At 69.3% G+C, this 18,282-nt stretch carries 18 protein-coding genes, 1 tRNA gene and 1 pseudogene; 10 read left to right on the top strand and 10 right to left on the bottom strand.

Features of this window, described 5'->3' with window-relative positions; genetic code table 11:
• Positions 1–125: 125 nt before the first annotated feature.
• The gene (locus AC2TEW_RS35635) at positions 126–251 is read right to left on the bottom strand and encodes a hypothetical protein (RefSeq protein ID WP_484627409.1); all 126 of its coding nucleotides are present in this window, start codon (positions 249–251) and stop codon (positions 126–128) included.
• 283 nt (positions 252–534) lie between these two features.
• Here AC2TEW_RS35635 and AC2TEW_RS35630 point away from each other — a divergent pair, with 283 nt between their 5' ends.
• Complete coding sequence (locus AC2TEW_RS35630; protein WP_484627407.1) at positions 535–807, top strand: IS3 family transposase; 273 nt, start codon at positions 535–537, stop codon at positions 805–807.
• Between the two features lie 25 nt (positions 808–832).
• Here the strand turns inward: AC2TEW_RS35630 and AC2TEW_RS35625 are convergent, their stop codons facing one another.
• Together AC2TEW_RS35625 and AC2TEW_RS35620 are read right to left on the bottom strand one after the other, a co-directional pair.
• The gene (locus AC2TEW_RS35625; protein WP_484627400.1) at positions 833–2,017 is read right to left on the bottom strand and encodes a sensor histidine kinase; all 1,185 of its coding nucleotides are present in this window, start codon (positions 2,015–2,017) and stop codon (positions 833–835) included.
• Positions 2,014–2,670 (bottom strand): response regulator transcription factor, encoded by a 657-nt coding sequence (locus AC2TEW_RS35620; protein WP_484627399.1) that lies wholly within the window; start codon positions 2,668–2,670, stop codon positions 2,014–2,016. Before AC2TEW_RS35620 ends, AC2TEW_RS35625 begins: the two co-directional genes overlap by 4 nt.
• Before the next feature lie 296 nt (positions 2,671–2,966).
• Here AC2TEW_RS35620 and AC2TEW_RS35615 point away from each other — a divergent pair, with 296 nt between their 5' ends.
• On the top strand, positions 2,967–3,536 hold the full coding sequence (locus AC2TEW_RS35615) for a hypothetical protein (protein ID WP_484627398.1): 570 nt from the start codon (positions 2,967–2,969) through the stop codon (positions 3,534–3,536).
• Between the two features lie 308 nt (positions 3,537–3,844).
• Here AC2TEW_RS35615 and AC2TEW_RS35610 read toward each other — a convergent pair.
• The 4 genes from AC2TEW_RS35610 to AC2TEW_RS35595 form a co-directional block, all read right to left on the bottom strand.
• Positions 3,845–3,926: transfer RNA gene (locus AC2TEW_RS35610), tRNA-Leu, on the bottom strand.
• A gap of 39 nt (positions 3,927–3,965) precedes the next feature.
• Positions 3,966–4,775, bottom strand: a complete 810-nt coding sequence (locus AC2TEW_RS35605; protein ID WP_484627397.1) for an NlpC/P60 family protein — start codon at positions 4,773–4,775, stop codon at positions 3,966–3,968.
• Positions 4,776–4,872: 97 nt separating this feature from the next.
• Positions 4,873–5,571 carry a GNAT family N-acetyltransferase gene (locus AC2TEW_RS35600; protein ID WP_484627396.1) on the bottom strand — a complete coding sequence of 233 codons (699 nt, stop codon included), beginning with the start codon at positions 5,569–5,571 and terminating at the stop codon, positions 4,873–4,875.
• Between the two features lies 1 nt (position 5,572).
• Complete coding sequence (locus AC2TEW_RS35595) at positions 5,573–5,950, bottom strand: hypothetical protein (RefSeq protein WP_484627395.1); 378 nt, start codon at positions 5,948–5,950, stop codon at positions 5,573–5,575.
• Positions 5,951–6,376: 426 nt separating this feature from the next.
• Between AC2TEW_RS35595 and AC2TEW_RS35590 the strand changes: the two genes are divergently transcribed.
• The 3 genes from AC2TEW_RS35590 (at position 6,377) to AC2TEW_RS35580 (ending at position 9,655) form a co-directional block, all read left to right on the top strand.
• Positions 6,377–7,126: a M23 family metallopeptidase gene (locus AC2TEW_RS35590; RefSeq protein ID WP_484627394.1), complete on the top strand. Its 750-nt coding sequence runs from the start codon at positions 6,377–6,379 to the stop codon at positions 7,124–7,126.
• A 132-nt stretch (positions 7,127–7,258) separates the two neighbouring features.
• Positions 7,259–8,047, top strand: coding sequence for a class E sortase (locus AC2TEW_RS35585; RefSeq protein WP_484627393.1), 789 nt, complete (start codon positions 7,259–7,261; stop codon positions 8,045–8,047).
• Positions 8,048–8,293: 246 nt separating this feature from the next.
• Positions 8,294–9,655, top strand: a complete 1,362-nt coding sequence (locus AC2TEW_RS35580; RefSeq protein ID WP_484627392.1) for an MFS transporter — start codon at positions 8,294–8,296, stop codon at positions 9,653–9,655.
• A gap of 64 nt (positions 9,656–9,719) precedes the next feature.
• Here AC2TEW_RS35580 and murJ read toward each other — a convergent pair whose 3' ends face one another.
• Entirely contained in the window at positions 9,720–11,360 is a 1,641-nt protein-coding gene (murJ, locus tag AC2TEW_RS35575) for a murein biosynthesis integral membrane protein MurJ (protein WP_484627406.1), read from the bottom strand.
• Between the two features lie 753 nt (positions 11,361–12,113).
• Between murJ and AC2TEW_RS35570 the strand changes: the two genes are divergently transcribed.
• Positions 12,114–13,091 carry a phosphatase PAP2 family protein gene (locus AC2TEW_RS35570; RefSeq protein ID WP_484627391.1) on the top strand — a complete coding sequence of 326 codons (978 nt, stop codon included), beginning with the start codon at positions 12,114–12,116 and terminating at the stop codon, positions 13,089–13,091.
• Positions 13,092–13,138: 47 nt separating this feature from the next.
• Here the strand turns inward: AC2TEW_RS35570 and AC2TEW_RS35565 are convergent, their stop codons facing one another.
• Positions 13,139–14,245, bottom strand: coding sequence for a phosphotransferase enzyme family protein (locus AC2TEW_RS35565; protein WP_484627390.1), 1,107 nt, complete (start codon positions 14,243–14,245; stop codon positions 13,139–13,141).
• Between the two features lie 356 nt (positions 14,246–14,601).
• A protein-coding gene (locus tag AC2TEW_RS35560) for an IS3 family transposase (protein WP_484627389.1) occupies positions 14,602–15,824 on the bottom strand; the annotation gives its coding sequence in 2 pieces (ribosomal slippage) (positions 14,602–15,539 and positions 15,539–15,824; 1,224 coding nt in all).
• A 576-nt stretch (positions 15,825–16,400) separates the two neighbouring features.
• Here AC2TEW_RS35560 and AC2TEW_RS35555 point away from each other — a divergent pair.
• The 4 genes and pseudogenes from AC2TEW_RS35555 to AC2TEW_RS35540 form a co-directional block, all read left to right on the top strand.
• Positions 16,401–16,847 (top strand): transglycosylase SLT domain-containing protein, encoded by a 447-nt coding sequence (locus AC2TEW_RS35555; RefSeq protein ID WP_484627388.1) that lies wholly within the window; start codon positions 16,401–16,403, stop codon positions 16,845–16,847.
• Between the two features lie 197 nt (positions 16,848–17,044).
• Positions 17,045–17,275, top strand: a complete 231-nt coding sequence (locus AC2TEW_RS35550; RefSeq protein ID WP_484627387.1) for a transposase — start codon at positions 17,045–17,047, stop codon at positions 17,273–17,275.
• A 90-nt stretch (positions 17,276–17,365) separates the two neighbouring features.
• Positions 17,366–17,614: pseudogene (locus AC2TEW_RS35545) on the top strand (IS3 family transposase); the annotation flags it as partial.
• Between the two features lie 197 nt (positions 17,615–17,811).
• On the top strand, positions 17,812–18,282 hold a 471-nt coding region (locus AC2TEW_RS35540; RefSeq protein WP_484627386.1), incomplete at its 3' end, for an integrase core domain-containing protein.

Genomic DNA, 18,282 nt, shown 5'->3' with positions numbered 1-18,282 from the left:
TTTGTTTTTGTTCCTGATGCTCTTTCTGTGCCTGTACGGGGGGTTCCCCCCCCCCCGGGGGGGGCGGCTCCACCTCCGTTCTTCTCCTGGGGATAGGATCCGGTCCCCGTACGAGATGCCCCGGATCACACGTCCGCGGACATCATCGCCTCCGCGAAGGCCTTCACCATCGCCCGCAACAAGTCGGGACTCGCCGAGGCGAGGTTCTCCTCCAGCAGGGCGGCGACGGGCACACTGTCGAGTGCGGTCATCGTGCAGATCTCCTTCAATAGCTTGGTCGTTCTCGCAGGATCAGCCGGTGGCCGTTTCACGTTCTCAGGCGACACCCGCTACCGGGACGAAACCTCCTGGAACGGGTGGAACCCGTATACCAGTTCCCTGGACGCGACCCCGGCCGGCGGACGTTCAAGGACGTCGCGGCCGATCTGAACGTCGACCTCGAGACGCCGCGGACCTGGGTGCGCGACGCCGAGAACGGCGGTTCGGGGCCCGGCGGCAGGCCGGGCCCGGAGAGCGTCCGGGCGGAGCTGGCGGATCCATGCCGAACACCACGAGACCTACGGTGCCCTGCGCGTCCAAGCCGAGCTTCGGGGCTTCGGGCACACCGTCAACCGCACGTGGGTGGCGAGGTTGATGCTCAAGCACGGCATCGTCGGCCACCACCTGCGACGGAAGAAGCGCACCACGGTTCCGGACCCGGCCGCGCCGCCGGTGCCGGACCTGCTGCAGCGGGACTTCACCGGCGCCGGCCTGGACGAACGCTGGTGCGGCGACATCACGTACACGCGCTCGGGGCCGCAGTGGTAAACGCTCTCCTCCGCCGAAGCGCTGGTCAGTCACTGGGGGCGGAGGTGACCGGTACGGTCACCTCGATGTCCAGCCCGCCTGCGGGACGCGGCCGCCCGACGACCTCGCCGCCGTGCGCCCGGGCGACCGCCCTGACGATCGACAGCCCGAGGCCGCTGCCACGAGCTGAGCCGACCCGATCGGTGAGACGGCGGAAAGGCATGAACAGCCCAGGAACCTCGTGCTCGGCGATAACGGGGCCGGTGTTGGACACTCCCACCGTGGCCCCCCATGGGCCGGAGGCGGTCCGCACCACCAGCGAACCACCGACCACGTTGTAACGGATTGCGTTGTCCACCAGATTGCGCACCGCTTGTTCCAGCAGTACCGGGTCCCCAGTGGTGGCGGCCGGCATCAGGACGGCGTCGATGGAGATCTCGTGCGCGGCAGCTCTGGCGGCCGCTCCGTCCAGAGTGTCACGTGTCAGGTCGGCCAAGTCCACCGGACCGCGTTCGGTGACGGAGTCCGAGGCCCGTGCAAGGGTGAGAAGCGCGTCGATAAGCCGTTCATGCCGCAGGCAGACGGTCAGCAGGTTCTCGCCGAGCCGCAGGACTTCCGGCGGAGCATCCCGACGGTTCATTGCCACCTCGACCATCGTCCTGTTCACCGCGATGGGAGTCTTCAGTTCGTGCGCAGCATTGGCGATGAAACGCTCCTGGCTGGCGAATGCCTGGTCGAGGCGGTCGAGCATGCTGTCGAAGGAGTCGGCCAGCGTCTTGATCTCCCCGGGGCGGCTCTGGAGGGCGATGCGCCGGTGCAAGGTGCGCCCTGCGATGGCACCTGCGGTCGAGCTGATCGCCTGCAAGGGGCGGAGCAGTCGTCCGGAGATGAACCAGCCTGCAGCGACTGCGATTACGCCCACTCCCAGAATGGTGATCGAGCCCTCGACCAGGAGGTCGTGCCGCATCGAGGCGGCGATGAACCGCTTCGTGGCGTCGTAGCCGTGGCTGCTGCCGATGGGGACAGGCTGAGGTGGTGACCCGGTGGAGGCCGTGGAGCTGGTGACGCCCTGTCCGAAGGCCAGATCGAGAGCCGAGCGCAGGGAGTTGTCGACGAGGACCGCGGTCAGTGCGAGGACTGTGGCGGCGGCGATGAAGAAGATCACGCCGATGAGGATGGTGAGTTGGAACCGCAGGCCGGCCAGCCAAAGGCGGGTGAGGGTTCTTGTCATGGCAGTCTGTACCCGGTGCCTGTCACGGTCTCGATGGGATTCGGTGCGCCGAGTTTGCGGCGCAGTGAGTTGATGGTGACGCGGACGATGGTGGAGAAGGGATCGGTGTTCTCGTCCCAGGCCCGTTCCAGCAGTTGCTCCGTCGACACGGGGGCGCCCTCGGTGCGCAGCAGTTCCTCCAGCACGGTGAACTCCTTGCGGGACAGGGCGATACGCGTGCCGTCCCGGTGGACCTGCTGGTGGTGCGGGTCCAGCCGGATGCCGGAGCGTTCCAGCACCGGTGGTACCGCCGATTGTGAGCGGCGGCCCAATGCCCTGATCCGTGCGACCAGTTCGGTGAAGGCGAAGGGTTTGGCCAGGTAGTCGTCGGCGCCCAGGCTCAGCCCGTCCACCCGCTCGGCGACGGTGGTGGACACGGTGAGCATCAATACGCGCACCTCGCCGCCCGCGGTGACGGCGCGGCGGCACACTTCGTCACCGTGCACCATCGGCAGGTCCCGGTCCAGGACCATCACGTCGTACTGGCGGGCGTCCAGGCGTTTCAGTGCTGTGGCGCCGTCGTACGCCACGTCGACGGTGAAGGATTCCTGGCGCAGTCCTTCGCTGATGGCGTCCGCGAGCAGTTCTTCGTCCTCGACGAGCAGGATACGCATCCCGTGGTCCTCATTTTCCCTCCCGTTAGTTCTCCTACTGCCGGTGCGTAGGAGAGCGCTCCGGCCCACCCATCATGCAGGACCGGCATAAGCGCGAGGTGAGCGAAGTGCTCACCGAGGGCCGACCGGGCCCGTGATTGTATTTCTCTCAGCAGTCGGCGGATGACCCCGGAGGCAGTGGGATGCGGATCCCACCGGTATCGCCCGATCGGGCATTTCCGGAGCGAGTTCTGCGGCGAGTCCCGTTCACTTTTGGCTGCACCTTAAAAACACGACCGGAAAGGGATTATTCTCTCATGCGAAAGATCACGGGTATTTCCATCTCCTTCGCTGCGGCAGTGGCGGTCGGCGCGGGCGTCGCCGGCACTGCCACGATGGCCCAGGCCGACCCGAACACCGCGGGAGGGGGCGCGCTCCCCCACGGTGAGCCGGTACCTGCGGGCCCGGAAGGCGCTTCCAACGTTTCCACTGTTTCCGACAAGCGCACGTCGGATCGGCAGCAGGTGGTCACCGCCGTCGCCAACCGCTCCGGGACGGGTATGACCCTGCTCGATGTCTCGACGCTCGACACCGCTCCGTTCGGTTCCGACGGCGGTTACCGCCTGCCGAAGGTGGGTGACACCGTCGCGGACGGCTCCGGTTACTCGTACCTGAACGTGGTGGCCCTTCCCGATGCGGCGATGAAGACCGCTACCACGTGGAGGATCGATGGCGCGACCGTGAAGATCTCTCAGGATTCCACCGAGTCCGGGGTCTCATGTGAGGTTTCGGGTGCCAAGGCCGCCGGCTACTCCTGCGATGTCTCCATCCGCCCGGGAGGCGGGGGCGGCACGGACGCCACGGATGTCGCGATTTCCAAGCGGTAGCGCCTTTGGCGCGGCTGCAATGTTTGCCGGGCCGATCGTGAGGTTGCGCAGTCGGCCCGGCTGCACATCGGTGTCTCGGGGTGCAGCCGGGCCGGACGCGGGGGTGCGCCTTCCGAACCGCGTCCGGGGCCGAGGACTGGGCTGTCTCCGGCGTCACCGGCGTGGTGCGCGCCGGTCCCGCGTCCTCGGGCAAGGCGGATGTGCAGCCTGCCGTTGCCGGACGCAAGACACCTCGGTGATGCACGGTGACGCCGGTCCGTCGAGCTGGGTGCTCGACGGACCGGCGTCACCGTGCGGAGTTGTTGTTGTGAGCGAGGCGGGATTCGAACCCGCACACCTGCAAGGTAGCGGGGTTTAAGCCCGCCGTGTCTGCCGTTCCACCACTCGCCCTGGACGGCACGCCCGCGCGTGCCGCTACTGGATGCCGTGTCAGGCGATCCGCACTCCGGTCGGTGTCACCCCCTGCCCGAAGATGCTGGCCTCCTTGACGACGGAGCGGGAGTTCGGGGCGTGGATCATCTTGCCGTCGCCGATGTAGATGCCGACGTGATCGTTCGCGCTCTTGAACGAGAAGAACACCAGGTCGCCGGCGCGCAGGTCCTTCACGGCGACCTTGGTGCCGGTGCGGACCTGATCGGTGGTCACCCGCGGGATGTCCACGTCTGCGTTGCGCCAGGCGGCCTGGGTCAGGCCGGAGCAGTCGAAGGAGTTGGGGCCGACGGCGCCCCAGATGTACGGCAGTCCGAGCTTGGACTTGGCGAAGGCCACGGCCTGCTCGCCCTTGCTGCTTCCCGGCTTGTCCGGGTTCGCAGGCTTGTCCGGCTTGCTCGGGGCACTGGGCTTGTCCGGGATGCTCGGCTTGCCCCGCTGGTCGGCGGAGGGGATGGACAGCTTCTGCCCCGGGTGGATCACATGAGGATCGTTCCCGATGACGTTGGTGTTGTTCTCGAAGACCTTCTGCCAGGCGACACCGTGGGCTTGGCCGATCTTCGACAGGGTGTCGCCCTTGACGACCGTGTAGCCGGCGGTATGGGAGGCGGTATCGGTCTCGGCGGCCGCTGCACCGCCGGCGGAGCTACCGATGTGTGCGCTCTGTCCGGTCTGCTGTGTGCCCGTGCCTGCGGCATGTGCGGGCATTGTGGCCATCAGCGGGAGAACGATGGCTCCGGCTCCGGCCAGGGTGACGGTGCGGGTCAGGCGGTTGGTCTGTCGACTGCGGTGGCGGGCTGCGTTTGTCATGGCTGCCTCTCCCGGGTCTCGGCGGGGTGGGGGTGAAGCCGGGTCGGCTGTTCGGCCCGACCGCTCGGCGATGCTGGCGACGTTAATGAGCCGCGCGTTAACACCGGGCTTGCTCCAACGGTGCGGGCGGACAAACCGGTCCGACCGCAGGAGACTCACAGTCCCGCGCCACGCGCGTGCGTGGCGTGGCGGTCGAGGGAATCCCGGTGCCCGGGGCGGCCCGCAGGGGGGTCGTTGCGCCCATCACTGCGTACGGAAGGGCGGTACCGGGGAACCCAACGTCCACGGCGAGGTCGCGGAACCCCAGCCGGCGGTACATCCGTCGCGCCGGTGTCTCGCGGTCCACCGTGGTCAGCAGGCCCCGGCGGGCCCCGGAGGCCGAACACACTGCCCGCATCAGCGCGCTGCCCAGTCCCCGGCCCTGGAAGTGCGGCCGGACGTGGAGTTCGGCCACCGCGAGGACGTCGGCCGCCAACCAGCCTGCGTGGTCGGCGGGTCCGAGCTTCTTGCCGATCGTCGACCGCCACTCGGGCAGGCCCGTGACGGGCAGGCCGTAGGCGAAGCCCACCAGCACGCCGTCGCTCTCGGCCCCGAAGGCGAGCACGCCCGGGTGCCGGGCGTGCTCGCGCATCATCGCCACCCGCAGCCCGTGTTCGTGGGCCGGGAAGCCGAACGCGTCCCGCTGGATCTGCGCGCCCTGCGGGGCGTGGGCGGCGAGGTCGAGGGGGCGGACGAGTCCGGCCGGCCCCTCTCCCGGACCGTCCGTGCGGGGCACCGGCGGCACGACCGCGCCCATGTCACGGCCTCCCGTCACCGCGGCACCCGGCCCGGTGCTCAGGCCAGGAGTGCATCCCGTAGCGGCCCACGAGTTCGTCGAGCAGGAGCACCTGCGCGGCTCCGCACGGCTTCGACAGCACCGCGTAGTGGCCGTACTCGCTGTCGACGTCGACCTGTTCCACCGTCAGCACCTCCCGGGCGCCGGTGGCGTCCGGGCCGTGCCAGCGCTGGCCCGGGGCGACCACCACATAGGGACAGCCGTCCGCGTACGCCTCGCATGCCAGCCGCAACGCGGCGGCGTCCGGCAGCAGGTCGAGGTCCCGCAATCGGGTCCGGTAGGCGTTGACGAGCTCCGCCGCCCGCACCACACCCACCACCTCGTCGATCCGGGCCGTCACGCCGGGCCGCCGGACATCCGCGTGCCATCAGCTAATTCCGCCAATTGATGTGCCTGCTTTCATAACAGAGGGATGGATGTTCCCCGAGATTACGGGGCAGGTCCGCAGCCATCAGCGGTCGACGAACAGTCCGAAAGGGAGGAGAGGGGTATCCCGGAAACTGCCCGGATTGCACTTCCACAGGTCCGCCCGCCATCGGCCGGTCCCGTGGTGCATCGTCACCTGCTGCTAGGGAATCGACAGCGTCCCGCTATGGGAACGGCTCCTAGTGTCGGCAGGGCCACGGAGAACCGGCCCACTGGCGCCGGAAATATCCGCACACCGATATTACTGATCCGACAGAAGGGTACTTCTATGCTTTCCGGCCCGGGTCGGCACCGCCGACCCCGAACCCGCAACGTCACACGCACCGTCGGCCTGGCCGGGGTGAGCGCAGTGCTTCCCCTGCTGGGTGCAGAGGCGGCCTGGGCCACCTCGTCCAGCTCCTCCTCGGCGGATGCGACGAGCGGGGCACGGCAGGACGGCGGGGGCGCCACGGCGCAGTCGTACACGGTCAAGGCCGGTGACACGCTGAACCGCATCGCCGTCCAGCACGGAGTACCGGGCGGGTGGCAGCAGCTCCACGAGGCCAACCGTTCCGTCATCGGGGCGAATCCCAACGTCATCCACCCCGGTCAGCGCCTGTCGGTGGACTGCGGTCGCGACACGGGCCGGCCCGGAACCCCGACCCGGCCGGCACCCGAGACCCCGCCCGAGACCCCGCCCGGCGACCAGGGGTACGTGCTTCCCGTCAAGGGCAAGGTCAGCGGAAAGTGGGGTGCGACCGGTTCTCTGTGGTCCAGCGGCCGCCACACGGGCGTCGACTTCTCGGCCCAGCACAACACCCCCGTGGTGTCCGTCGGCGCGGGCAAGGTCCAGTCGGCGAAGAGCAGCGGGTCGTACGGCCTGGAGGTCATCATCAAGCACGCCGACGGCAAGTACTCGCAGTACGCGCACCTGTCCAGCATGGCGGTCAAGGCGGGCGACACGGTCTCCGCCGGGCAGACCATCGGGGCGGTCGGCAGCACGGGCAACAGCACCGGTCCCCATCTGCACCTGGAGATCCGCAACGGCATCGCGTACGGCACCGACATCGACCCGCTCGCCTATCTGCGGAGCAAGGGCGTCTCCGTCTGACGGGGTGTGCCCACGTCGTGAGGCGGCCGGGGCGCGATCCGCTCCTGCGGCGTTGCGGTACGGCGGAAAGGAGAATGCGGTGAACGTGCACCTCGGCCTGCTGGGCCCGGTCCCGTCCGCAGGGCGGCGGCGGTGACGCCACCGGGCGGGCCTGCAGGTACTAACCGGCGGCGCAAGGGCGGTGAGCGGCCGCGCCCCGCGCCAGGCCGGCGAGGCGGGCGCAGGCGGGCCGCTCCCCCGCGCGCGTCGGCCGGCATCCTCGTGGCGCGGGCCTTCGGCGAGTTGCTCCTCACCATGGGAATGGTGCTGGTCCTGTTGGTCGCCTACCAGCTGTGGTGGACGAACGTCCACGCCTTGAACGAGGCCAGAGGTGTCACCTCGGACCTTCAGCGGCAGTGGCAGGAGCCGTCCGCGAGCACGGCACCGCGGTCGTTCGAGGCCGGTGAGGGCTTCGCGGTGCTGTGGATCCCCTCACTGGGCGTGAAGGCTCCCATCGCCGAGGGAACCGACAAGAAGAGCGTGCTGGACAAGGGCATGGTCGGCCACTACACGGGGGACCTCGCCACCGCCATGCCCTGGGAAGCGCAGGGGAACTTCGCACTCGCCGCGCACCGCAACACGCACGGCGAACCGTTCCGGTACATCAACCGGCTGGCCCCCGGCGACACGGTCGTCGTGGAGAGCGCCCAGGGCTACTACCGCTACGAGGTGAGGTCCGCGCTGTCCCGCACCAGCCCGCAGAACACCGATGTCATCCAGCCCGTGCCGCAGGGGTCCGGCTTCGCCGGCCCCGGACGGTACATCACGCTGACCACCTGTACCCCCGAGTTCACTTCCACCTACCGGCTCGTCGTGTGGGGCGAGCTTGTGGAGGAGCGGCCCCGGGCACAGGGCCCGCCTGCGGCGATCGCCGGGAAATGACGGCGGTCCGTCCTCGACGATCGGTCCCTGTCCTGGGTGGTGGCCACTCGCCCCGGGTCGGGGACACTGACCGGGGTGAGCGTCTCAACCCGTCCGTCGGCCGATCGGCGGTCCCTGGCCGGGGCGACGCATCCGTACGGTGGCAGCACGGATGTGCGCCCGGCCGTCCGTGGAGAGGGCCCGGTGTCGGGTGCGACACCGGGCACCGTCGCGCCGTACCTGCGCAGCGGTAGGGAAGATCGACCGATGCCAGAATCCACAACACGCCGTCGCTATGCGCTGTTGGCCGTGTCACTCGCGCTGTTCTGCGTGCAGCTGGACTTCTTCGCGCTGAACCTGGCCGTTCCCCGTATGGCCACGGACTTCCGTGTCTCCACGGTGAGTCTGCAGTGGGTGGTCTGCGGCTACATGCTTGCCGCCGGTGCGCTCATGATCGCCGCTGGACGGGTGGGCGACCTTCGCGGGCGCCGCAGCACGCTGGTGGCCGGTGCGGCTGTATTCGCCGCGGCGTCGCTGGCGTGCGCGGCGGCTCCGTCCGCCGGGCTGCTGGTGGTCTTCCGCATCGTCCAGGGCGCGGGGGCTGCGTTGATCATCCCGGCCGGGTTCGCCCTGCTGACCAATGTCTTCCCCGCCGACACGCGCGGCCGGGCGGCAGGCATCGCGTTCGCCGTCGCCGGGGTGGGGACAGCGATCGGGCCGTTCGTCGGTGGCGTGCTGACCCAGTGCGCAGGTTGGCGGTGGTTGTTTTTGATCAATGTGCCGCTCGCTCTCGCGGCCGTGCTCCTGGCGCTGCGTGCCCCCGAGTCCAGGGAGGAAGGGGCGTCGTCTGCGATCGACTGGCCGGGTCTGGCCAGCGTCACCCTGGCGATCGTCTGCGTCACCGCTGCAGTCGGCCGCAGCCATGTCTGGGGGTGGGCGTCCGCCCGCACCCTCGGCCTGCTGGGGGCCGGGGTGGTGCTGCTGGCCGTCTTCGGTGCGATCGAGCGCCGGGCGGAGAATCCGCTGATCGATCCCGCCCTGTTTCGCAACCGTCCCTTTGTCGTCATCACCGCCACCGGGACGGTGGCCAACACCGCTGCTGCGGTGTGCCTGTTCGTCTCCACCCTGTACCTCCAGCAGGACCGGCATCTGTCCCCGGTGGACACCGGCCTGCTCTTCCTGTACCCGGCCGCGGCGATTGCAGTTGCCGGCCCCCTGGCCGGACGTCTGGCAGGCCGTCGGCGGCCATCGACGGTTCTGGCGGCGTCCACCTCCCTGGGCGGGGCCGCGGCCCTCGTCCTGGTGTTCACCACCTCACTGCCGGTGTACGTCCTGGTCCTCGGTCTGTGCGCAGGCGCGCTCCAGTTGGGGTACTGCTTCACCACCATCGCCACCCAGGCTGTCGTCCGCCCCGAGCGCGCGGGCGAGGCCGCCGGAGTCACCCAGACGGCGATGATCACGGCTGGTGGCGTGGGTATGGCCCTCGCCGGAAGCACCCTGAGCGGTCATGCCGTTCCCGCCCCGGCCGAGTTGGCCACGCCCGTGGTGCTGGCCGCCGTCGCCTGTCTCGCCACCGCCACCGTGCTCATCCGTGCCGGTATGCCGGTGCCCGTGGTGGCACGCCGCTGACAGCCGGCCTTGTCCCTGCCGACCGTTCGGCAGGGAGCCCCTGATGACCCTGCCGGCGGTCGTCTCAGCTGCACCCGGGCCCTCGGGCTCGTCGCAGACGTCCCATCACACTGCTGGCCGGCGCGGTGATCTCCGCTATCCGCAGCACGCGACCGAGCAGGAGTACCGTACCGCCGAGCACGGCCGTACCCACGCCCAGGGAGAGCAGATCCGCCGACCCGCCCGGGCCCGACACCGTCACACACAGACACATCGCGGCCCAGGCGAGCGCGGCTCCCAGGGCGGAGACGACGGCCAGGCTGCGGTAGGTCCCCAGCACACGGCGTCCGTCGAGACGACCGATACGCCGGCGCAGTACACAGGCGGTGACTGCGGCGCACAAGGCGCAGGTCGTTGCTGTGCTTGCGGCCATGCAGACAACCGCCCAGCGCGGTGGTGCCAGGAGGTAGCTGGCCGTACATCCGGCGGCCCCGGCCACCAGGCTGACCAGGTTGAGCAGGAAGGGTGTCCGGCTGTCGCCGAAGGCGTAGAAGGCCCGTGACATGGCGTAGTTGGCGCAGTAGAACACCAGGCCCGGCGCGAATGCCTGCAAGGTCTGGGCGATGGCGGTGACGTCCTCGGGGCCGGTCTGCCCGCGTCCGTAGGCCAGTGCGGCCAGCGGCGGTGCAAGGACGAGAAAGGCGAACGCCGCGGGGACGGTCACCGTGCCGATGTTCCGCAGCGCCGCGGACAGGTGCTCCCGGACACCTGCCGTGTCGTGTCCCCCGGCAGCGCTGCTCAGCCGGGGCATCATCGTCGTGACGATCGAGACGGCGGCGATGCCGTGCGGGATGACCCACAAAAGGTAGGCATTTCCGTACATCGTATAGCCCACGCCTGCCTCGATCCCATCTGCGACGGCATGCTGTGCGCTGGCTGTGGACAGACGGATGAGAAGCCAGTAGCCCGCTTGGTCCGTGACCACGAGCAGGGCGCTCCAACCGGCTGCCCGTAGCGGTGTGCCGAGCCCTGTCCCTCGCCAGTCGAACCTGGGGCGCCAGCGTATGCCGGCCGACCGCAGGGCAGGTAGCAGCACCAGTGTCTGCACGACGATGCCCGCCGTCGATCCGGCACCCAGCCACCACACGTGGGCGCTGTCGAGGGTGCTGCCATCGGCGACCTGGCCGGCGACCACGAGGTAGCCTCCGAAGACCGCGATCACCACGAGGTTGTTCGCCACCGGTGCCCAGGCCATGGCCGCGTACCGGTCGCGGGCCGACATCACCTGCCCCAGGGCGGTGAACAGGCCGTAGAAGAAGACCTGCGGCAGGCACAGGTAGGCCAACAGGAGCGTCAGTTCGCGCTGGGGCCCGGTGTAACCGGTGTAGGCGTCCACGATCCACGGCGCGGCGAGGGTCAGCACGCACGAGACGACGAACAGCGCGCAGCCCAGCAGGGTGATCAGCCGGTTGGTGTGTGTGTCCGCGTTGTCCGGGTCCTGTCTGGCCAATCGCACCAGGTACGGCACCAGGACGGTGTTGAGCACCCCTCCGGCCAGGAGGATGAACATGATGTTGGGCATGGTGTTGGCGACGCTGTAGCCGTCGGCGACCAGGCCTGTCCCCAGGACTGCCGCCATGCAGGCCACCCGGACGAAACCGGTGGCTCGGGATGCCAGTGTGCCGACCGCCATAACGGCGGCAGGCGGCAGACAACGCCGGGGCACGGGCGCCTTCGCGGGCGGGCCGGCGGTCACCGTCGCCGGCCCGTACGGTGGCGCACGGCGGGGGGCCTCGGCTCCCCGGTGCTCTGCGCCGTGCCGCCGGTACGGAGCTTGCGGTGCGGCAGGCCGGTGTCCCGCGCCGGCGTGTCGAGGTGGTCTTCGAGTCCGCTTGGGTCGCGCAGGTGTGCCGCCTGCCCGTGTCGATACTTGATCATCATCCGGTGGGGGTGTCGCCCGATCGCACGCCCCGCGGATGGTCCGCAGCTCCTGGGGCCGGGGTTCGGACGAGATCTGTGACGGCGGCAGGGTTGCGTGGGTCCGGGCTCCTGCCGGGGCGGGCGGCCGGGAACGGCGTCGTCCTGCCCGACTGTCCGCGGTTCGAGCGGATGAAGGGATTCCGGTGGCCGGAGCTCTGCGGGCCTGTGGGACGGCGGTTGAACGGTGTCCTGGTCCCGGGGATCTCTGATCGGTGTAACAGGCTGTGCATGCGGCTCCGTCCCGGGCGGTGATCGGTGGCGCTCCGGCTCCGTCACGTACGACGGGCCAGGACCGCGTCCCACGGTAGGAGGGCCTTTCCTAACGGACGGTTGCCGCGGATCCGCAGTCGACTACGCCCGACTACCTGCCTGGCGGGAAGCTGCGGGTTCCTGCGGGCCGGGCCCAAGGTTGTGCAGTTCCAGCGGCATGCTGGCGTTAGGCCTTGTGGGCCTACTCTCGGCCTTGTCAGGAGCCCACCGGCCTCGGGGAAGGAGATCGATGCTGGAAGTCGCGGAACCCGTCGAGCCCTCCACGGCCGGTGTCCGGCGCAAGCTTCTCCTGCTCGCGGGGGCCAGTGCTCTCGCCTGCGTCGTGGTGTACCTCGCCGCGGTGCACACCGCCGTCGGCCAGGGTCTGGAGAACACCGTGCTGCGCGACGAGCAGGCCCAACCGGCCTCCGTCGTCACGCGGGCCTCCGCACTGGCCTCTCTGCCCCTGCGGGACGTCATGCTGACGGCGGCAGCCGTCTTGGCCGTCGGTGTGATCCGCCGTCGGGGCGATCTGGCACTGGCCGCATTCACTGCGACAGCACTGGCCGTCGGCTCGACCCAGCTGCTCAAGGCTGCTCTGCCCCGCCCCAGGATCGACGGCACGCTGTCGCACTCGTACGCCAACAGTCTTCCCAGTGGCCATGCGGCTGCCGGTACTGTTCTGGTGCTGGGTGCGCTCATCGTTGCTCCGCCATTGCTGCGCACTGCGGCCGGGGCTGTGGGCGCATTGTTCATGACCTGGATCGCCTTTCACCTCCAGGTGGCGGCATGGCACCGGCCGGCCGATGTCGTGGTGTCTTCCGGCCTGGCTCTGTGCAGCGCGGCGCTGGCGGCCCTGGGGTGTCGCGACGGGCTCGGCCGGACTCGGGCGGGCAGGCGCCGGCGCCGGCGCCGACCGCAGCGGACGGAGCTGGCGCGCCGGTTCGGTGCGCCGGCCGTCATCGTGCTGGCAACCGGCGCTGGCCTGATCATCTGTTCCACCTCCGGCTCGAATGCCCTGACCGGACGTACGGCCTGGATTGTCCTGGCTGCGGCAGCCTCGCCGGGTCTTGCCGCGGCAGCCTTCGCTGCGGTCCGTGTCCCGGCCCGCGAACCGTCGCCTGTCCGCCGCGGGCCGGATGTGTCCCCGACCGTTCCTCGGGCGCGGGCCGGCGCCCCGGGGCCGACCGGCAACGGCCTGGCGCCCGCCGTGAACAGGCCGCGATGACCGGCCGCGCCTCGGGCCGTCGCTCGTTTCCTTTGGGGAAGGTCCGGTCAGAGCGCGGAGAGCAGGTCGACGGCGGGCGCCCCGGCGATGATGCGTTGCGACATCTGATCGGTGGCCGTCCCCAGCTCTGCCGGAGGCAGGCCGAGAGCTGCCGACCAGCGAGGAAGATCACCGGTCAGCAGCAGGTAGACGGACGCCTCCTTGAGTCTCAGCAGTGTCGGTGCCAGCGCGACGTCGTCGTCGGCGAGCGCCCGGCTTTCGCGATAGCCCGCGACCAGGGAAGCGAAGAAGCGCCGGGCCTCGTAGGAGCCCTGTCCTGGGATCCGGTAGCCGGGAAAGCAGTAGTGCGGGTATACGGGGCTGACCAGGTCCCACAGGAACCAGCCGTGGCAGGACTGGTCGAAGTCGAAGAACTGGACATCCCCGTGGTCGCTCAGCAGGTTCTCCGCGTACACGTCTCCGTGCACCAGACCGTAGGCGGCAGCCGGGCCGGGTGCCGCCTCCAGCTCCCGGACCAGCGCGGCAACAGCGGCCGGCACAAGATCGGCGGGCCGCTCCACGGCACGGGCCAGGGCCCGTCGCAGCCACGTCTCCTCGTCCCACCGCGGACGGTATGCGGGAGCGGGTAGGCGCATCCCTCCGGCGACCTCGTGCATCTCCCCCACGGCGGCACCCAAGCGGCGGAAGAAAGCGTCGTTCCATTGCGCCGGGTCTCCGGGGTCGACAGGCTCCCCGGGCAGCCGTGAGAAGCAGCACACGTGCACCGTCCTCTCCCGTCCTCCGAAGGTCAGGACCTTGGCGCCGTCTGCCCCGGGAAGAGGCCGCGCAACCGCGCAACCTCCGGTATGGAGACACTCCAGCAGAGCCATCTCACCCATGAGCGCGTGCGCCAGCCGGTGGGTGTCCTCGGTCATCCGCACGATGACCTCCACGCCCTCACGTGTGCAGGCGGCGAAGACCGCGTTGACACCACGCCGCAGCTCGACGAGGGAGCCCTCCGACAGGTCCCAGTACGCCATTGCCTGCCCGAGCGCCCCGGCCTCGACACGGTCACCCATCACGGCCTCCGCACCGGTCACCACCTGCACCGGCCAATCCCGATCAGGTAAGCCGGCCTCACTCCCAGTGTCCACCCGCACCGTCACCTCGCCCACCGAGCATTCCCCGGGAGGCGGACACGGGGTTTCATGTGGCGAGGGCGCTACGGGACGCCACTGTCTGGTGTTCGAACCGGACCGGGCTGAGGCAGCCGAGCGTGGAGTGGCGGGGGCGAAGGTTGTCGAAGGAGCCCCAGCGGAACACCTCCAGTCTCGCGTGATGCTGGCTGGCCCAGCGCAGTCCGTGCATCAACTTCCGCTTCAGCGAGGCGAAGGAAGCTCTCGGCGGCGGCGTTGTCGTATTGGAGCCGATCTTCCCCATGCTCCGCCGGATCCCGTGGCGCCAGCAAAGTCCACGAACCCGGCCGATTGAATCCACCTTGAGAGTGAACCGCCCCGGCGTGTTCGGGGACTCAGTTTGTTGGATGAGCAACCCGGACGGGGCCGTGGTGGTGATCGTAGTGGGCCTGTTCGGCCTCGGCGGGGGTAAGGTCGTCGCAGGCGGTGTGCAGGCGGCGGTTGTTGTACCGGTCGGCCCGGGTCAGGGTGGCGATCTCGACCTCGGTCGGGGACTGCCACGGCCTGCCGGGCTTGATGACCTCGGTCTTGAACAGGCCGATCGTGGACTCGGCCAGGGCGTTGTCCGGCGCGTCGCCGACCGTGCCGACGGACGGGGCGATCCCAGCCTCGTGCAGGTGGTCGGTGTACCGAATGGCAAGATATTGCGACCCGGCGTCGCTGTGGTGGACCGGGCCGGTGAGGTCGGTGGTGCCGGCGCGGAAGCGGGCGGCGACCGCCATCTCCAGGGCGTCCAGCACCAGGTCGGCGCGCATGTGGCCGGCTGCGGACCAGCCGATGACCCGGCGGGCGTAGACGTCGATGACGAACGCGACGTAGGCGGTGCCGGACAGGGTGGCCACGTAGGTGAAGTCGGTGACCCACAGCCGGTTCGGCGCCGGCCGGTCGAAGCGGCGTTTCACCAGGTCGGTGGGTCGACTGCCGGCCGGATCGGGCACGGTGGTGCGGTACTTCCTGCCGCGGACCGCGCCGCGCAGGCCCATTTCGCGCATCAGGCGCTCGACGGTGCACCGGGCCACCAATATGCCCTCCCGGTTGAGCCGCAGCCACACCTTCCGTGCCCCGTAGACCCGGAAGTTCCTGTCGAACACACGGGTGATCTCCTGTTTCAGCACCTCATCGCGCGCGGACGTCCCGCCGGAGCCGGAGCCGGAGCCGCGCTGCTGTCGGGCTGCGGCATCGTAGTAGGTGGACACCGCGATCGGTGTCCCGTGCTCACTGATGAAGTTCACGAGGACCTGCGTGGCCGGTCGAGCTCGGCCGCGAAGAAAACCGAGGCTGCCCGCAGGATCTCGTTCGCCCGCTTCGGCTCGCGGACCTCTGCCCACAGCCGGCGCATCTCCGCCGACTCCGCGGTGCTGGTCCCCGGCCTGGCGCCGGCGTCGACCTCGGCCCGGCGGACCCACTTGCGCAGCGTCTCCGCGTTGCCGATCCCGAGCTTGCCGGCGACCGAGCAGATCGCCGCCCACTCGGTCGGACGATCGGGCCGGACCTCGGCCACCAGCCGCACCCCACGCTCGCACAGCTCGTCCGGGTAGTTCCTCGAAGGACGTGGCATGGACTCCATCTCCTCACGAAGTGGAGTCTCCGAACACACCGGGGCGATTCAAACGCTGGCGCATCTTCCGGCACGCCCGTTACAGCCCCAACCGGCTCGGATCAATCGGCAAGACCATCCTCACCCTGGAGAGGCAACGCTGAAAACGCTCAGTAACCGCCGGGGAACGAATGGCAGCGCTTCTGGCGAAGGACCGCCGAGGGCCGTTCGGTGAGAAGACGCTGCCCTGTTGGGCATCTCGGTGCCGCCACGGGTTCCTGGTGCCTCCAGAGCGAATAGAAATCGGCACTTGCTGTGATGCCTGCATGCTCTGGCATCGATTCGCCGATTACCGGCTGTGACGGTGGCGGCCCGTGCCGAAGAGCTGATCGGGGGAGGTTGCATCGGCCGACGGAGTCACCGATCGGATGTCCTTGCGGCGCAGTGATCTGGAGTTTGGTTGTGGCAGGGATTGATCCACAAAACATCCGCGGATCCGCTGGAAAAGCCTGGCAATTCCAATTCCTGTCCGTATTCCTGTGTCGCTGCGCCGTTCGGCGGAACAGGGTGTGATCATATGTTTGAGAGGCACGCTGCATGTCCATCCTCGCAACCCGCATGCGTACCACGATCGCGCTGGTGACCTCCGCCGCTGGCATAGCCATTCTGGGAGCAGCTGTCGCCCCGACTACTGCTATGGCCGCCACCGCACCTGTTTCGAGCTCCAGCAACCTCGACGGCTGGATCCAGCAGGCGCTCACCGTCATGCACGAGCATGGTATTCCCGGAAGCTACGACGCAATCCACCGAAACATCATGCGTGAGTCGGGCGGAAATCCCCTCGCAGTCAACGAGACCGATTCGAATGCGGTAGCCGGAACGCCCTCTGAAGGCCTGCTCCAAGTGATCGCCCCTACGTTTGCCCGTTACCATGTCGCGGGTACGTCCGACAACATCTTCGACCCGGTTGCCAACATCGTGGCTGCCTGCAACTATGCCGCGCACCGGTACGGCTCGATCGACAACGTCAACTCGGCCTACTGACTTTGGCCCTTCGAGCTCGTAGCGGGATCTTGCCTGTGTGGGCTTGTGGGCCGTGTAGGGCGTCCTGTTCGTGCTGTGTCAACTGAAAGAGTTCAATCCAAGGTCCCAGGTGATCTTGGGCAGACTTGTCGCGCGTCAGACTTTGTGGCAGGGCTCGTTTGTTGCGGGTCCTGCTGCTTGAAGGAGTCTGATAGATCATGGCGCTGCCGCCGGAGGAGAAGGTCCGGATCGTGCTGTCGATCCTGGCCGGTGAGATGACCGTCGCCGAGGCCGCGCGGCGGGCGAAGGTGTCCGAGCAGTCGATCGGGACCTGGAAGCGCCGGTTCCCTGGAGTCCGGCCGGGCCGGCCTCGCGGGCAAGTCCGGCCCCAGCACCCGGGAACAGCAACTCGAAGCCCAAGTAGCCGACTTGACCCAGGCACTGGGTGAGGCGGCAGTCGAGCTACGGGTGTGGAAGAAGTCCGCGGAGGGCCGGCTGGGCCCTTCGAGGACCTCGAGGTGATCCGCACCGGGGCGGGCATGCCGACCGCGAGGTTCTGCCGTCTGATCGGCGTGCCCGGGCGGGCCTGGCGCCGCCACCAGGCCCGCGCACGCCAGGGCGCGCATGTGAGAGGGCCGTGGCCGCGCCCGGCCCGCGAGAGCGTCCGGGAGACCGCCCGCCGGCACGCGCTCGCGCACCCGGCCTGGGGTCACCGCAAGATCTGGGCGATGTGCCGCCACGACGGCCACCGCGTCTCGCAGGCCACCGTGCTGCGGCTGTTGCGGGACGAGGGCCTGCTGCTGGAGGCGAACCACCAGCGGGAACGGCGTCGGCTCGCCGCCCGCCGCAAGGCCGCTTTCGCGACCGAGCCGGCCGGCCCGAACCAGGTCCGGCGGCTCGACTTCGGTTCGAGACGACCGGCGGCGGCACCTGGCGGCTCGCGGGCTGCCGGGACTACTGGTCGAAGTACGAGCTGGGCTGGCACGTGTCGCCCACCGCGAACCAGCACGACGCCATCGCCGCGATCGAACTCGCCATCAAGGAAGCGGAGTTGCTGGCCGGAAAGCCGCTGGCCGAGCTCGCCCCGCGCGACGCTGACGGCACGGTCCAGCCGATGGTCACGATCGTCACCGACAACGGCGGACCGCTCCGCTCGTTCCGGTTCGAGGCGTTCATCGCCACCCGGCCGGAGCTGCGGCACGTCCGCACCCGGGTCCGCACGCCCGGGCAGAACGGCTCACGCGAGCGCGGCTTCGGCTCGCTCAAGTACGAGAAGCTGTTCCTCGAGGAGATCCCTGATGCCCTCGATCTCGTCGGCATGCCGAGGACTACCCGGCGCGACTACAACACCGTCCGCCCGCACGAGGCCCTGGCCTGGAACCGGCCCTACGACGTTCACACCGGCACCGCGAACCCGCTCGTCCCCAACTTTCCCGAACCCGAAAACCTGCCAACT

The organism is Kitasatospora sp. NEAU-CNBT7 (assembly GCF_057220535.1).
Note: the sequence above shows the minus strand (reverse complement) of the source record. Positions and strands in the feature narration are given on the sequence as shown.